The following is an 11,957-nucleotide window of genomic DNA, read 5'->3' as shown; positions in this document are numbered from 1 at the left end:
ACAAATTCTAAAGGCCGCGTCTTCTCCCTTTGAGAAGACGCGGCCTTTTCCTGCCTCTTTATGGCTCCCCCCAGATCATCCGCGTGGCATCCAGCAGCAGGGCCAGCGCCAGCAGATCGGCGCTGCCGCCGGGGGAGAGATTCTTTTCTATGCACAAAATGTCCAGCTCGCGCAGTCGGCAGACGTATTCCTCCGGCGCTCCGGCCAGAATGGAGGCGGCTTTGCCGCGGACAAACGCCAGCCCCTCCTCGCCGCCCCGCCGGAGGAGGTTGGCGTCCTCCACCTGGGAGAGGAGGGTCAAAAGGGCGGGAAAGAGACTTCCGTCTCCGGCCCGCAGCGCCCTCTGCGCCCGCCGGGCATTTGGAAAGCCCGCCAGAGCCTCTCCCCGCGCGCCTCCGGCGCCATAGCGCATTCTCGCGGCGGCGTCGGGCGTATCCGGAGGCAGCGCCGCTGCCGCCAGGGCGGCGGCTTTGACATACAGATCGCCCCCCTCCGCCAGTACGCTCCCCAGCGCCGCCAGGATCAGCCCGAAGGCGTAGACGGCGCCTTTGTGGGTGTTTACGCCGCCAGTGACCTCCAGCATAGTCCGCTCCGCACGGAGCCCTGCCCGCTGGAGCTGCGCCATGCAGTCCCGCCGCTCCAGCCCCAGTGTGACCGCCTGGCGAAAATAGGGGCTGAGGCAGCGGGCGGAGCGGTGAAACGTCTCCAGGTCCATATCCCGGTGGGCCCCGGTGTTGCACCGGTCCACCAGGCCCGGTTTTGGCGTCAGGTCCACCTCCCGGATCAATGCGTCCACCGCCAGCTCCGACAGATACTCCGCCGCAAAATCCCGCAAAAGTGCGTCCGCGGCGGCCTGGACGGCCTCCAGACCGTGGGCGCGGCTGCGGGCGCACACCTTGGCGGGGCCTCCGCACACCAGGCAGGCGCGGGGGCTCTCTCTGGAGAGGACGCCGCCCTCCGGGGTAAGCACATCCAGATCGCACAGCCGCCCCGCGGGCCGCGCCTCCTCCAGGCCGACGGCCAGGGCCTTCAGCTCCTCCGCCGGCAGGGCGCACACCAGCAGCGCTTCCAGTCCCGAGGCGGCGTCCGTACGCTCCTGGTACACCAGCGCATTCCCCAGCGTCCTACCCAGAGACTCCAGCATGGCCCGGAAGAGCAGGTCGCTGAGCCTGCCCCGTTTCACCGGCCCCGCCAGATTCATGGTAAAGCTGAGCAGCGGCTTCCCATACTCCCGCAGCAGCTGCCGCTGCCTGGACGCCCGGGCCTCCCGGGCGTCCAGCATCTCCTGCAGGCTCACGCCTTTGACCATCCTCCGCCTCCCTTCCGTCTCAGCGGGGCGCCGTCACTCCCCGTCAATCTGCCGGATGACATCGATGACGGAGTTGTCCCGGTACATCACAACGCCCACCACCCGGTCCTTGTAGCGTATGGGGTCCGGCCTGCCCGTCAGGGCCTCCGCCCGGTCCTTGAGCTGCCGGATGGTATCAACCCTCATACCCGCCTTTTTCAGCTTCTCCGCCACCTCCGGTCTCCGGGGGTTGACTGCGATGCCCTGATCTGTGACCACCACATCCACCACAGCACCGGGGGTGACAATGGTGTTGACACGGTCAATGACGGTGGGAATGCGCCCCCGGGTCAGCGGCGCCACCACCACGGACAGGCTGGCGCCTGCCGCCGTATCCGGATGGCCGCCGATGGCCCCCCGGATCACGCCGTCGGAGCCGGTGAGGACGTTGACGTTGAAGTCCGTGTCGATCTCCAGGGCCGAGAGGATCACAAAGTCCAGCTGGTCCACCGCCGCGGCGAAGAGGAAGCTGGCGTAGTACGCAGCGTCGATCTGATGGTGGAAGCGGTTTTTCTTCAGGGACAGCGCCGCATCCAAGTCAAAGCTCTGTACATCCAGAATGCGGTCGATCATGCCCTCCTCGTGCATAGCGGTGATCTGCCCGGTGATGCCGCCCAGGGCAAAACGGCAGCGGATTCCCTTCTCCTGCATCATCTGCCGCAGGAAGCGGGCCACCGCCAGAGAGGCCCCGCCGGAGCCCATCTGCATGGAAAAGCCGTCGTAGAGGTATCCGGCTGCGTCGATCACGCCGGCCGCAGTCTGGGCGATGAGCAGTTCCTTTGGATTTTTCGTGTAGCGGGTGGCCCCGGACATGATCCCCGCGGGATCGCCAATGTCATCCGTCACCACGATATAGTCCACATCATACTCCGGGATGGCCCAGGGCGCGTTGGGATAGCGGACCAGGTTATTGGTCAGGATAATCACCTTGTCGGCGTATTTGGCGTCGGTTCTGGCGTATCCCATGGAGCCGCAGGCAATGGAGGTATCGTCGTCCCGGCTGTATCCGTTGGCGTTTCCGTAGGGGTCACAGGAGGGCGCGCCCAGGAAGGCCACGTCAATGTGCACTTCGCCGCTGCCGATGGCGGCGGCCCGGCCGCCGTGGCTTCGGAATACCACAGGGCACTCCAGCAGCCCCCGGGAGATCTCCTCCGCCAGCTGGCCGCGAAGCCCCGAGGTCTCAATATGGGTGATTACCCCGTTTTTAATATGCCGGATCAGGGGCGCGTGGACGTCCGCCAGGGAGCTGGCCGCCAGAGTCAGATCCCGGAAGCCCATGGCCGCCAGGGTGTCCACCACCTGGTTGACCACATGGTCTCCCCCACGGAAATGGTGGTGGAAGGAGATGGTCATGCCGTCCCGCAGCCCTGCGGCGCGGACTGCGTCCTCTAGAGAGGGCAGGACCTTGTTGTCCTTGCCGGAGCGGGCGCGGAAGGTCTCTGTCAGCTTGGCCCCGGCACCGGCAAATACGCCCCGGTGGGCAATCCGATCAATATGGGGGATCGTTTGCAGCAGTTGGTCCATCTCTTACTCCTCTCTGGCGATGCGGTCCGCCTCCGCCAGCGCGATCAGACGCCGGGCGCGGATCACAATGGGCCTGTCGATCATTTTTCCATTCAGGCTGATTACGCCGCTGCCCCGGGCATTGGCCTTTTCAATGGCGGCGATCACATCATAGGCCCTGCGCAGGTCCTTCTCGCCGGGAACAAAGGCCCGGTGAAGGGGCTGGATCTGCCGCGGATTGATGACGGATTTCCCGTCGAATCCCAGCTTGTGGATCAGCTCCACCTCCGCCAGAAACCCCTCTTCGTTGTTGACATCGGAGTAGACCGTGTCCAATGCGGCGATCCCGGCGGAGCGGGCGGCGTGAAGGATCATGCTGCGGGCAAAAAGCAGCTCCGTGCCGTCCGCACGGACGGTTTTCAGGTCGGTGACATAGTCCTCCGCGCCCAGGGCGATGCCGATGAGACGGTCGGAGGCGCAGGCGATCTCCCGGGCGTTCAAAACGCCGTTGGCGCTCTCAATGGCGGCCATCATGCCCACTGCGCCCACCGGGATACCGTGGGCACGTTCGATTCGGGCGATCTCCCGCTCGCAGTCTATCACATCCTGGGGGCAGTCCGTCTTGGGCAGACGCACCACGTGGACGCCCGCCGGGATGATGGCCTCCAGGTCCCGCACTCCCAGGCCGCTGTCAAGATCGTTGATGCGGACCACGATCTCCTTTTTTCCAAAGTCCAGCGTCCGGAGCGCCTGGTACACCAAAAAGCGCGCCGCGTCTTTCTCCGCCAGGGACACACTGTCCTCCAGGTCGAACATGATGCTGTCCGCCCCGTAGATCCGGGAGTCGGCGATCATGCCGGGATGGTTGCCGGGGACAAACATCATGCTGCGGCGCAGCCGGTCCTTTTCATAGCGTCTCTCGTTCACTTGCCCACCTCCCAGGTGATGTTCTCCCGCTCCGCCGCGCGGAAAATGGCGGCGCTGACACGGGCCCGGACCGTACAGTCCAGGGCGCCCTTATCAACCGCGCAGATCAGGGCGTGCTCCACACCCAGCTCCGCCGCCGTCTCTCGGATGACCCGCTCAATCCGGCGGCCATACTGCTTCATTACGGAGCTGGTGAGCTCCAATACAATCCCGCCGCTCTCCCGCGGCTCCACGGTGACCATGATGTCGCTGGACTCCATGGTACCGGCCACAGCTGTTTTTTTCAGTTCCATTTACCTTCCTCCTGTCTCCTGCGCAACAATTTGATCGCTCACTGTCAGAGCCTGATACCTCTGTAAAAAGAGACGCCGGTTCTCCTCCTCCGAAAAGTAATCATAGGCGGCCTCTGGCACCAGGGATTTGATCTCCTGCCAGCGGCCGTCCGCAATCAGCTTCCGCACGGCGGTGGCGCTGATGGGGACGCCGTTTTGTTCCAGGCGGGCGAGCTCCACAAGCTCCACCCCCGCCTGGGGAAGGGCGGCCGCCATGGCCCGATTGTAGGCCGCCGTCACCGGGCAGAGGGGCTCTGTCCCCACGAAACGCCGGGAGATGCCCAATATCCTGGCCAAGCGGCAGAACACCGCAATGTCCAGGCCGCACCAGACCGCCTCCGCCCTCTCCTTCAAAAAGTAGTCCGGGAAGCTGGCGGAGGAGATGAGATACCGGCCGGTCTCCGCCACAATGACATTGGCCAGATCCCCGGCGGCCTGTTCCACAATACGCCTGCGGTGGGCGGCGGGAACGGCGCTGCGGTCCTCTGACACCACCAGCAAATACAGCGTGTCGCACCTGGCGGCAGCCTGCTCAATGAGATGCCGGTGCCCCAACGTCATGGGATTGCAGTTTGCCGCCAGACAGCCGACGGTCCCGCAGGCGCGGATGTCCTGGATACCCGCGGCCCATGCGGCAAATCCCCCGCGGCGGTCTTCCATCAGCAGGACCTCCTCTGTCCCGGCCACCTCATAAAAGCCCAGCTCCGCGAACTGGCGCCTGTTCCGGGGCTTGGTATAGAGAAACAGGCTGCGGATGCCGCGGCTGACGGCCTCCTGCCGCAGACAGGTGATAAGTTGGGCCATCAGGCCGCTCCCCTGCAGGTCGGGGCGCACGGCGGCACATTTGACCGTGTCACGGTCCAGAGAGGCCGCGGCGGCAATGCGGCCCGCCTCGTCCCGGATAACAACCGAGTAGCCGATCCCGGGATCGTAGGTGAGTTCCGCTTCCGCCAGAAAAGCCCGAAGCTCCGCCTGCGCCTGCCCCCTGAAAGGTCTCCCGGCGCACAGCTCATATCCGTATTCGATACGCCTCACTCCTTCCGCGCTAAATGAACATGACAACCAGACGGATGATCTGGGGGAAAATGGTCACGACGGTAATCATCCGAATGATTTGCAGCACATTCAAATCCAGGCTGGAAATGCCCAAATCGCCGGAAATCAGCGCCATATCTGTGGCGCCGGCGGGCGTAGACACCAGCATGGCCTCCCGGCGGGTCATGCCGCAAAAGCGGTGCAGCATCGCACTGACAAAGAAACAGTTCAGCAGATATGCCGCCACCAGCAGGCACACAGGCAGAACGAGATGGCGCAGGTCCAGCAGCTCCTGCAGGCCGATGGAGCTGCCGATATACGCCCCGGAGAGCACCTGTGCGATCCGTTTCAGATACATGGGGATCACTGCGCGGCCGGTGGCAAGTCCCAGCGCCGCCGTGCCGGCCATGGAGAAGATCAGGGTGCCCACCGGGATGCCCGACACCTTGCCGGCGATTCCGCAGAGGGATGCAACGATGACTGTCGCCGGCACCGAGGGCCGCACGGCGGCCGGCGCGGCCTCCTCCTCCCGCAGTTCGGAGGGCTCCACAGTCTCCTCGTGCCGTGTGGCCGCCATGATGATGGCGGGAAACGCCCCCACGCCACCCAGCAGGCGGAAGAACTGCATGAAGGCGACGGCGGCCCCGTCGGCTCCCATCTCAGCGGCAATGATGGGCGTGTCGCTCATCCCCCCCGGGACGGCGCAAAAAAAGGATGTCATCCAATCCAACCCACTCGTGGCATGAATGCTCACCCCCAATACCAGATTCAAAATCAGCATACTACAAAGCAGGATCGCTGCCGGCTTTGCCAGCTTCGGCATCCTCCGCACGTCACTGCGCCGGATCGAGGCCCCGATAAAGGCTCCTGCGGTAATTTGGGCAATGGTCCTGGCCGCGGCGGGCATATAGGCCAGGCCGGTGCCGATATTCAAGACCACGGTGCCAACCAGCGCGCCTACCATCACGCCGCCGGGCACTTTTTTCTTCATAAACAAATATCCCACGGCGGAGGCGGCTGCCATTGTCAGAAAAAAAGCATTTCATCATCCCTCTCTGGGAAAATAGTATCAAAGTTACTCCTTTTGTGTCAAATACCGATTCTGCATAGGGGCTATAACCATTTTGTCCGCAGATGGCCGCGGGGCGAAACGCCTGCGCGCCTTCCAATTCGAGTCAGAGACCATCAGCAAAGGAGAATCCTGTGGCGCCGATTCCGTATCAGAATAGAAAGCCGCCCGGCCGGTTATATACCAGCCGGGCGGCTTTCTACCGAATTTCATCTGTGAAAATAGGTGTTGTATTTCCCTCTTATTTCCATTATAATGGTGACTGCGCCAGGCCTTGTTTGATAAATGGCAAAATGCGCAGCGACGAGAGATTTTTTTGCCGATCAAGGCGATTTGGCGCTGGCATACTTTGTGTATGGCAAGGAAAATCAACGCAAAGCGGCGGAAAAAGATCCGTCGCTTGGGCGTTTTGACTTTTTTCAAGCAAGACCAAATAGAAGTTATAAGTATTCCTACTGAACGGGTGCCGCGTCCGCCCAGCATGTCATCTAATGCCCAAGGCTCGGATTCCATAGCAGCCATCAGAATTCCCGGCAAATGGGCCGCCCTGGAGGCCGCTGCCCTTGGCAGCCCGGTGCCCGCAATTTTGAAGATTGCCATAAAGCATGCAAAATCTCCCTCTCCGTCAGAAAAACAAAAGGAGGCCCCATGGCAGTAAAACTGGAACTCTACCGCGTCTTCAAGGAAGTCGCCGAGACCGGAAACATCTCCGAGGCGGCGAAAAATCTGTACATCTCCCAGTCGGCGGTGAGCCAGTCCGTCAAGCAGCTGGAGACAGCTCTCCAGGCCCGGCTCTTCGCCCGCAGTCCTCGAGGCGTCACCCTCACCGGAGAGGGCCAGATGCTCTACCAGTACGTCCGCAGCGCCCTGGGCCTCATCGCCACCGGGGAGGATAAGCTCTCCCAGGCCCAGCAGCTGCTTCTGGGCACGCTGGTCATCGGCGCCAGCGACACGGTGACAAGTCTCTTTCTCACCCCCTATCTGGAATCCTTCCACCGGGAACATCCCGGCATCCGGCTGAAAATTGTCAGCGGACGCAGCGCAAAGGTGCTGGGTCTCCTGCGCTCCGGAGGCGTGGACATCGCCTTCGCCTCCTCCCCTGCTGAGACCGGCCTCACCACATGGCCCTGCTTCGCCACCCACACCGCCTTTGTGGCCGGAAGCGGCTACGACTGCGACTTTGACCACGTCCACTCCCTCCAGGAGATCGCCGCTTTCCCCCTGATCCTGCTGGAGCGAAAGGCCAGCAGCCGGGTCTTTCTGGAGCAGTACTTCGCCAGGGGCGGCGTCACGCTGGCGCCGGAGATCGAGCTCTCCTCCCGCAGTCTCCTGGTATCCCTGGCCGCCATCGGCCTGGGCGTGGCGGGGGTGACGCTGGAGTTCGTGAAAGAAGCGCTGAACGCCGGGGAGATCCGGCGGCTGAAAACAGACTTCGACGTTCCCGCCCGCAGCGTGGACATGTGCACCCTCCAGGACGTGACGCCCACCGCGGCGGCGGCGGCCTTCATGGAGATGGTGCGCTCCGGAAGGCGGTGACCCGCCCATGGATACCGTCATTTTAATCGTTGAGCTGGTGGGAGTCCTGTCCTTTGCCGCCTCCGGGGCTATGACGGGCCTGCGGAAGAACATGGACCTCTTCGGCGTGTGCATCCTGGGACTTACCACCGCCGTGGGCGGCGGCGTCATCCGGGACGTGATTCTGGGCAACACGCCTCCCGCCACCTTTCAAAACCCCATTTACGCCGCCATGGCGGTGGTCACCTCCCTGGTGCTGTTCCTGCCCAGGGTTCGCCGCCTGCTGACCCACAATCAGCCGCTCTACGACCTCGTCATGCTGCTGATGGACACCTTGGGCCTGGGCATCTTCACTGTCATGGGCGTCCAGATCGCCTACACCTATGTGGAGGAGCCCACGGTGTTCCTGCTGGTGTTTGTGGGCGTGGTCACTGGCGTAGGCGGCGGCGTCCTGCGGGACATGATGTCCGGAGACACCCCCTACATCTTCGTCAAGCACGTCTATGCCTCGGCGTCTCTGGCGGGGGCGCTGGCCTGTACCCTGCTGTGGCTCCCTGGGCTGGAGCTGTATGCCATGGGCGCCGGGGCCGTGACGGTGATTTTTATCCGCTTTCTCTCCGCCTATTACCACTGGAATCTTCCCCGGGCCCACGACTGAAAAACCGCCCTCCCAGCCGGGAGGGCGGTCTTTTTACAGCTCGTTGATGTCCTGTTTTCCCATCTTCTCCATCTGGTCGCGGACACGGTACTTCTCCCGGGCCGCCCAGTAGATGGCCAGCAGGATCAGCGTGGGGATGTTCCCCGCCAGCAGCGTCACCAGCATCAGCAGAATGTTTTGGGACGCGCTGCCGGTGTCCATCACGTTCAGCGGCAGCAGCAGGGAGCTGAGAAGGGTCAGCAGGGGCAGGATCAGTCCCGGCCAGCGGCTCTCCCGCCGGGAGAGGAAGATTTGCAGCAGGACGCCGCCAACGGCAAATACCAGCATTACAATCAGCAAAACAAGAATCATCTTTGATGCAACCGCCATGAAAATATCCTCCTTACAGGTCGTCGATCCGGGTCCTTTTCAGCTGTCTTTTCACCTTGCGCCGCCGGTGCAGATGGCACACGGTATAAATGGCCAGCAGAATCAAGTTTGGGAGGTTCTCGATCAGCAATACCAGTATGCCCATACCTGATGTGGAAAAAATATCATAAAAATCTCCTTCTATCCAAAGCTGGACCATCTGCGGCGCAATTCCGATGACTGTCCACAGCAGCCACGCCGTCGGCAGGATCACCCCCGGCCACCACTTCTCCCGCCGGGAGAGACAAATTTGAACAGCAACGATTACGGCAAACACGGGAAGGACCACCAGCAGATCCCGCAAATTGATCGCAAGCGAAAAATACGGATAGATAGTAATTCCTGAAGTCAGCATTTATATCCCTCCCTTCGTCTTCCGGTACTCGCCGATGAGAATTTTCGCCGTGTCAAAGTCCAGCTTGTCGTCCACCGCCAACCGCTTCACCAATGACACGTAGGGGTCCGCCTCCGCCGTCTCGCTGATCTTGATTTTCTGAATCAGCCGGTCCAGCCGCAGCCGCACCGTTGGGTAGCTGACGCCATACAGGGCCGCCACCTCTTTCAGCGAGCCGGAGGCCAGAACGAATTTCTTGATAAAGGCCGCATCCTCGTCCTCCAGATCCGCCAGCCAGATGGGGATATTCTCCATAGACACCCTCCTTTCACAAAACTAAATATAAACTTTAATTTTATGAAAGTCAAGTATTAATTCTTCCTTTCATAAAATTTCATAGCAGGAGTCTCCGCACAGAAAAAAGCTCCTCTGAAATTTCAGAAGAGCTTTTTACAATATTTTACTGCGGGTCTTTTAGACATTCCTTCAAAGCCTCTGAGGTGTAGACGTAATCCAAGGGGGCCTGCGGCTCTCCATCCTGCCAGACCTCAAAGTGGAGGTGGGGCCCGGTGGACAGGCCCGTGGAGCCCACCTTGGCAATGATCTGCCCCTGCTCCACAGTGTCCCCCGCCTCCACGCACAGCTCCTGACAGTGGGCATACCGCGTCTCTAAACCATCTCCATGGTCCAACATCACATAGTTGCCCAGGGTAGCTTCAAATCCGGCCTCCGTCACAGTACCATTCAGCACGGCGAAAATATCCGTACCCGCCAGTGCCGCAACATCTGCGCCTATGTGAACCGGATCACCCTCTCCGCCAGGGTTTGCGCGGGGGTTGAAGCTGGCGGCAATGGCCCTGAAATCTGTCACGGGCCATACCATGCTTTTCCCGGCGCTCTCCCGCTGTGCGGTGAACGCCGCCTGCTCCTCCTCACCGAGGAACTCCAGACCCGTCAGAACCCCGTCCTCGTAGACGGCCCGCACCTCTCCGGCGTCCTCGTCAAAGAGGCCGTTTCCCACGTGCTCCGCGATCCAGGTCTCCCCGTCCACAATGCCACGGACCTCCCGGCCCCGCAGGGTCATCCGCAGGCCGTTGCCGTCCCCGTCCGGATCGTCGAAGGTATACTCCAGTCCCAAGGGCAGATAGGGTGCCAGAGTCTCCGCCCAGACGGCCTCCACTGCGGCGGAGAGGCTCCCGTCTGCCGGCCGGGGCACGTAGGGCAGCAGATCGAGGTCCATGTTCTCCCACCCGTTGGTGCCGTTGATGGTCAGCTCGTCATAAACGGCCTCCGCCAGCTGGAATTGATAGGTTCTCCCCGGCTCCCAGCTCTGGGCGGCGCTCTCCGACTCCAGATAGTGGACGCTCATGGTCATGCCGTCGGCCTGAATGCGGCCGGAAATCCACAGCTGCCACTCCGCCTCCCCTTCCGGGATGGTAAAGGAGAGGGTCCCGTCCTCACAGGCAATGCTCTCCGCCAGCCGGTCCGCCAGAGACTCCGGCGGCTCTTTGGCGGAGGTGGCGAAGGCGGTGGTGACGCACACCACCAGCAGCAATGCGCAGACCGCGGCCAGCGCAGGAACACGTTTTGTTTTCATCATTGCTTTAATCCTTTCTTCTATGGGGCTCTGGGCAAACCGGGGACACAGCCCCACCCGGGCCTCCTCCATGGCCAGCAGGGTCCGGGCGTAGGCCGCCGGATCTCCCAGGCGGCGCACCACGGCCTCGTCGCAGGCCAGCTCCAGGTCCCGGTTCGCCAGAACGGCCATCAGCCACACCGCCGGATTCCACCAGTGGACGCACAGCGTCCCCGCCAGAACCAGCTTGGTCAGGCCGTCCAGATGCCGGATATGCACGTACTCATGGGCCAAAATGTGGGTCAGGGCTGTCTCGTTCTCCCAGTCCATCCCCTTGGGCAGGAGAATGACGGGGCGCAGAAAGCCATATGTCAGGGGGCCGGAGATCCGGTCAGACACCCGGACGGATATACGGGGGTGCGTCTCCTGCCACCGGGCGGCAAGACCGCCGCCCACAGGCAGGGACATCCGAAATTCCCGGCGGCAGCGGAAATAGGAGACAGCAAACCAGCCTGCCAGAAACAGCGTCCCCGCCAGCCAGACCAGCGCCCAGGGGAAGACCGCCGGAGGAACGGCAGGCGGCATCGCCTCCCCCAGAACCGGCGCCGCCGTCCCCGGCAGCAGATGCACCGTGACGCCTCCACCCGCCGGCCGGGGAATGGCACGCTGCGGAGCCGCGGCAAACAGGTTGTACACGCTGAACCGGGAGGCCAGCTCCCAGGGCAGCAGCAGCCGCAGCATGGCCGCCCACCACAGCAGTCCAAAGACCCGCCGGGGCAGGGCCCGCCCCACCGCTCCCCGCAGAAGTGCGATGGCCAAAATCAGAACCGCTCCGGCCATCCCCCGCTCCAGAAGGGTCATGACCGGTGCTCCTGCTCCATGGCGGTAACCAGCCTCCGCAGCCGCTCCAGCTGCTCCACGGACAGCTTCCGGCTGTCCAGCAAGGAAGCAAAGAGCAGGTCCGGGGAGCCGTCGAAGAGCTTGCCGATCAGGGCCTCCGTCTCCGCCGCCTGGACTTCCGTCTTGGAGATCAGGGCATGACACTGGAAGCCGGGCTCGCTGCGCCGGATGGCCCCCTTGGTCACGCACTTCTTGATGACCGTGTAGGTGGTGTTGGTATTCCAGCCGATCTCCTCTCCCAGAATACCCGCGATCTCTTTGGCGGTCCGGTCCCCGTTCCGCCAGAGAACATCCATCACCTTCAGTTCCGAGTCAAATAGCTTTACTGTCATAGCGCTTCCTCCTTCCTAAC

14 protein-coding genes are annotated in these 11,957 nt (G+C 62.5%); 2 read left to right on the top strand and 12 right to left on the bottom strand.

Annotated features, from left to right (window positions below; genetic code table 11):
• Positions 1-58: 58 nt before the first annotated feature.
• The 7 genes from citX to C816_RS13970 are packed head-to-tail and all read right to left on the bottom strand — an operon-like array spanning position 59 to position 6,814.
• A complete protein-coding gene (gene citX / locus C816_RS14000) occupies positions 59-1,309 on the bottom strand; it encodes a citrate lyase holo-[acyl-carrier protein] synthase (protein WP_016323055.1) in 1,251 nt (416 codons plus the stop codon).
• A gap of 33 nt (positions 1,310-1,342) precedes the next feature.
• Complete coding sequence (gene citF, locus C816_RS13995; protein ID WP_016323054.1) at positions 1,343-2,872, bottom strand: citrate lyase subunit alpha; 1,530 nt, start codon at positions 2,870-2,872, stop codon at positions 1,343-1,345.
• 3 nt (positions 2,873-2,875) lie between these two features.
• Entirely contained in the window at positions 2,876-3,778 is a 903-nt protein-coding gene (gene citE / locus C816_RS13990) for a citrate (pro-3S)-lyase subunit beta (protein WP_016323053.1), read from the bottom strand.
• Positions 3,775-4,071 (bottom strand): citrate lyase acyl carrier protein, encoded by a 297-nt coding sequence (gene citD / locus C816_RS13985; protein WP_016323052.1) that lies wholly within the window; start codon positions 4,069-4,071, stop codon positions 3,775-3,777. The genes citE and citD overlap by 4 nt, the downstream gene beginning before the upstream one ends.
• Positions 4,072-5,145 (bottom strand): GNAT family N-acetyltransferase, encoded by a 1,074-nt coding sequence (locus C816_RS13980; RefSeq protein WP_016323051.1) that lies wholly within the window; start codon positions 5,143-5,145, stop codon positions 4,072-4,074.
• A gap of 10 nt (positions 5,146-5,155) precedes the next feature.
• Entirely contained in the window at positions 5,156-6,169 is a 1,014-nt protein-coding gene (locus C816_RS13975; RefSeq protein WP_016323050.1) for an AbrB family transcriptional regulator, read from the bottom strand.
• A gap of 51 nt (positions 6,170-6,220) precedes the next feature.
• Positions 6,221-6,814, bottom strand: coding sequence for a hypothetical protein (locus tag C816_RS13970; protein ID WP_040655655.1), 594 nt, complete (start codon positions 6,812-6,814; stop codon positions 6,221-6,223).
• 48 nt (positions 6,815-6,862) lie between these two features.
• Between C816_RS13970 and C816_RS13965 the strand changes: the two genes are divergently transcribed.
• Positions 6,863-7,750, top strand: coding sequence for a LysR family transcriptional regulator (locus tag C816_RS13965; RefSeq protein ID WP_016323049.1), 888 nt, complete (start codon positions 6,863-6,865; stop codon positions 7,748-7,750).
• Positions 7,751-7,757: 7 nt separating this feature from the next.
• The gene (locus C816_RS13960) at positions 7,758-8,387 is read left to right on the top strand and encodes a trimeric intracellular cation channel family protein (protein ID WP_016323048.1); all 630 of its coding nucleotides are present in this window, start codon (positions 7,758-7,760) and stop codon (positions 8,385-8,387) included.
• Between the two features lie 33 nt (positions 8,388-8,420).
• Here C816_RS13960 and C816_RS13955 read toward each other — a convergent pair whose 3' ends face one another.
• The 5 genes from C816_RS13955 to C816_RS13935 all read right to left on the bottom strand — a co-directional run bounded on the left by C816_RS13955 (position 8,421) and on the right by C816_RS13935 (position 11,937).
• Positions 8,421-8,756, bottom strand: coding sequence for a hypothetical protein (locus C816_RS13955; RefSeq protein WP_016323047.1), 336 nt, complete (start codon positions 8,754-8,756; stop codon positions 8,421-8,423).
• Positions 8,757-8,769: 13 nt separating this feature from the next.
• Positions 8,770-9,150 carry a hypothetical protein gene (locus tag C816_RS13950; protein ID WP_016323046.1) on the bottom strand — a complete coding sequence of 127 codons (381 nt, stop codon included), beginning with the start codon at positions 9,148-9,150 and terminating at the stop codon, positions 8,770-8,772.
• A complete protein-coding gene (locus C816_RS13945) occupies positions 9,151-9,444 on the bottom strand; it encodes a DUF2089 family protein (RefSeq protein ID WP_016323045.1) in 294 nt (97 codons plus the stop codon).
• Between the two features lie 145 nt (positions 9,445-9,589).
• Positions 9,590-11,566 (bottom strand): M23/M56 family metallopeptidase, encoded by a 1,977-nt coding sequence (locus tag C816_RS21915; protein WP_016323044.1) that lies wholly within the window; start codon positions 11,564-11,566, stop codon positions 9,590-9,592.
• Complete coding sequence (locus C816_RS13935; protein WP_016323043.1) at positions 11,563-11,937, bottom strand: BlaI/MecI/CopY family transcriptional regulator; 375 nt, start codon at positions 11,935-11,937, stop codon at positions 11,563-11,565. Before C816_RS13935 ends, C816_RS21915 begins: the two co-directional genes overlap by 4 nt.
• Positions 11,938-11,957: the final 20 nt, after the last annotated feature.

Origin of the sequence: Oscillibacter sp. 1-3, from assembly GCF_000403435.2 — a bacterium.
Taxonomy (GTDB): Bacteria; Bacillota; Clostridia; order Oscillospirales; family Oscillospiraceae; genus Oscillibacter.
Note: the sequence above shows the minus strand (reverse complement) of the source record. Positions and strands in the feature narration are given on the sequence as shown.

Coding starts and splice junctions, on each gene's coding strand:
- C816_RS13975 (WP_016323050.1), bottom strand. CDS start 6,169: ATGGCAGCCGCCTCCGCCGTGGGATATTTGTTTATGAAGAAAAAAGTG.
- C816_RS13960 (WP_016323048.1), top strand. CDS start 7,758: ATGGATACCGTCATTTTAATCGTTGAGCTGGTGGGAGTCCTGTCCTTT.
- citX (WP_016323055.1), bottom strand. CDS start 1,309: ATGGTCAAAGGCGTGAGCCTGCAGGAGATGCTGGACGCCCGGGAGGCC.
- C816_RS13950 (WP_016323046.1), bottom strand. CDS start 9,150: ATGCTGACTTCAGGAATTACTATCTATCCGTATTTTTCGCTTGCGATC.
- citF (WP_016323054.1), bottom strand. CDS start 2,872: ATGGACCAACTGCTGCAAACGATCCCCCATATTGATCGGATTGCCCAC.
- C816_RS13945 (WP_016323045.1), bottom strand. CDS start 9,444: ATGGAGAATATCCCCATCTGGCTGGCGGATCTGGAGGACGAGGATGCG.
- C816_RS13965 (WP_016323049.1), top strand. CDS start 6,863: ATGGCAGTAAAACTGGAACTCTACCGCGTCTTCAAGGAAGTCGCCGAG.
- C816_RS21915 (WP_016323044.1), bottom strand. CDS start 11,566: ATGACCCTTCTGGAGCGGGGGATGGCCGGAGCGGTTCTGATTTTGGCC.
- C816_RS13955 (WP_016323047.1), bottom strand. CDS start 8,756: ATGGCGGTTGCATCAAAGATGATTCTTGTTTTGCTGATTGTAATGCTG.
- C816_RS13935 (WP_016323043.1), bottom strand. CDS start 11,937: ATGACAGTAAAGCTATTTGACTCGGAACTGAAGGTGATGGATGTTCTC.
- citD (WP_016323052.1), bottom strand. CDS start 4,071: ATGGAACTGAAAAAAACAGCTGTGGCCGGTACCATGGAGTCCAGCGAC.
- C816_RS13970 (WP_040655655.1), bottom strand. CDS start 6,814: ATGGCAATCTTCAAAATTGCGGGCACCGGGCTGCCAAGGGCAGCGGCC.